The following is a 2,090-nucleotide window of genomic DNA, read 5'->3' as shown; positions in this document are numbered from 1 at the left end:
AGTTAGGCATTGATGAAGATGACGACTTTGGTGAACAAGCACAATTGCTGGAACAAGTCATTGAACACGTGAAAGCTTGCGTACTTACCATTCATGCAGAGTTCGGAGCTCGCCCAGAAAGCAGCGAAAGCAAACCGACGATCCATTAATCTAGATAGACCAGAGGTTAACATGAAGCAATATGACGTAGTAATTGCTGGTGGTGCCATGGCTGGGGCTACACTAGCTTTAGCGATTGAGCATTTGTCTCAAGGGGCTTTGCGTGTTGCCGTTGTTGAACCGTTTAAAGCGCAATCTGATCAGCATCCGGGCTTTGATTCGCGCTCGATTGCTTTGTCTTATGGTACGGTTAACCTGCTGCGTCACTTAGAGTTATGGTCTGCGATTGAACCTTTTTCGACCCCGATTGAACACATCCATGTGTCCGATCGTTCTCATGCGGGAATGACGGACATCACTAAGCACGACGTTGGCGTTGAAGCGTTAGGTTATGTCGTAGAGTTAGCCGATGTTGGTCGTGTTTACCAAGAATTGCTGACTCACAGTACCGCTATCGATTTGTACTGCCCAGACTCCGCGAAGCACATTACCCGAACTCAAGAAAATGTGACGATTGAGCTTGCTAGTGGTGAGTTGCTTAATGCGAAATTACTTGTTGCCGCCGATGGTGCGGTTTCGCAATGTTGTCAGCAAATTGGTTTGGAGCTTTCTGAGCATGATTTCGACCAAGTTGCCGTAATTGCCAATATTGTGACTCAAGAGCCGCATCAAGGTCGCGCATTTGAGCGTTTTACTGAAAACGGCCCAGTTGCCCTGCTGCCAATGAGTGATAATCGAATGTCGCTCGTGTGGTGCTTACGCCCTGATGAAGCTCAAATTGTAATGGAATTGTCTGAAAGCGAATTTCTTGAACGGCTTCAGCAAGATTTTGGTTGGCGATTAGGTGCGATGCAAAAAGTGGGGCTGCGTGCGAGCTATCCGTTGTTGCTTCGTCACCGTAAGCAAAATATTTCACACCGTTTTGCGATAGTCGGTAACGCAGCACAAACGCTGCATCCGATTGCTGGGCAAGGCTTCAACTTGGGGATCCGAGACGTGGTCACTCTCGCTGAGGAACTGGTCAAGCAAGGTGAAGATGTTGGGCGTTACCAAGGCCTGATCCGCTTTAGTCAACGCCGAGAAGCAGACCGCAACGAAACCATTTGGCTAACAAGCTCGTTAGTCCATGTTTTTTCAAACGATTTACTCGCGATGCGAATTGGGCGAAATACAGCCTTAGCCGCGATGGATAACCTTTCTATTTTTAAGCAGCCGCTCTTGCGCCATACTCTTGGCTTAGTGAAACGATGATTGACTGCAACAAACTAGGTAACAACCAGTTATTAGGTAATAAATAGCAATGATGCAAAGTGTAGATATCGCCATCATCGGCGGAGGGATGGTTGGGTTGGCGATTGCAGCCGCATTCAAAGACAGTGACATGCGTATCGCCGTGATCGAAGGTAGCGTGCCAGATGAAACGTTGAATGAACTGCCTGATGTGCGAGTTTCTGCACTGAGCCGCTCAAGTGAAACCATTTTACGTAAGCTAGGAGCTTGGCAGGGTATTGAGCAACGCCGTGCTGCACCTTACTACGGTATGGAAGTGTGGGAGCAAGACAGCTTCGCAAAAATAGAGTTTGATGCACAAAGTATGGCGCAACCTGATTTGGGTCACATCGTTGAAAATCGCGTGATTCAGTTAGCGTTGTTGGAACAAGTGCAAAAGCTAGAGAACGTAACGTTATTCATGCCTGCGCGCTGTGCGACACTCGCGGTCGGTGAACAAGAGAGTTGGTTAACGCTCGATAACGGCCAAGCGATGACAGCGAAGCTGGTGGTGGGCGCAGATGGCGCGAATTCGTGGCTGCGTAACCAGATGGATATTCCTTTGACGCATTGGGACTACGGTCACCATGCGTTGGTTGCTAATGTGAAAACAGCGGATCCGCACCACAGCATCGCGCGTCAGATTTTTACACCTCACGGGCCTTTGGCATTCTTGCCAATGTCTCAACCAAACATGTGTTCTATCGTTTGGTCGACAGAGC

At 48.6% G+C, this 2,090-nt stretch carries 2 protein-coding genes and 1 pseudogene; all 3 read left to right on the top strand.

Going from position 1 to position 2,090, the window contains the following annotated elements; all coding sequences use genetic code 11:
• A pseudogene (locus R7P72_RS23690) lies at positions 1 to 149 on the top strand (UPF0149 family protein); the annotation flags it as partial.
• A gap of 22 nt (positions 150 to 171) precedes the next feature.
• Complete coding sequence (gene ubiH / locus R7P72_RS23685) at positions 172 to 1,350, top strand: 2-octaprenyl-6-methoxyphenyl hydroxylase (RefSeq protein ID WP_005493906.1); 1,179 nt, start codon at positions 172 to 174, stop codon at positions 1,348 to 1,350.
• 49 nt (positions 1,351 to 1,399) lie between these two features.
• Positions 1,400 to 2,090 (top strand): FAD-dependent monooxygenase (locus R7P72_RS23680; protein WP_318110782.1); only part of this gene is annotated, 691 nt, incomplete at its 3' end.

Origin of the sequence: Vibrio sp. Vb0888 (assembly GCF_033338835.1) — a bacterium.
Classification (GTDB): Bacteria; Pseudomonadota; Gammaproteobacteria; order Enterobacterales; family Vibrionaceae; genus Vibrio; species Vibrio alginolyticus.
This window is presented reverse-complemented; position numbering and strand designations above follow the sequence as displayed.

Excerpts from the sequence above, each read along its gene's own strand:
- ubiH (WP_005493906.1), top strand. The coding sequence starts at position 172 with ATGAAGCAATATGACGTAGTAATTGCTGGTGGTGCCATGGCTGGGGCT.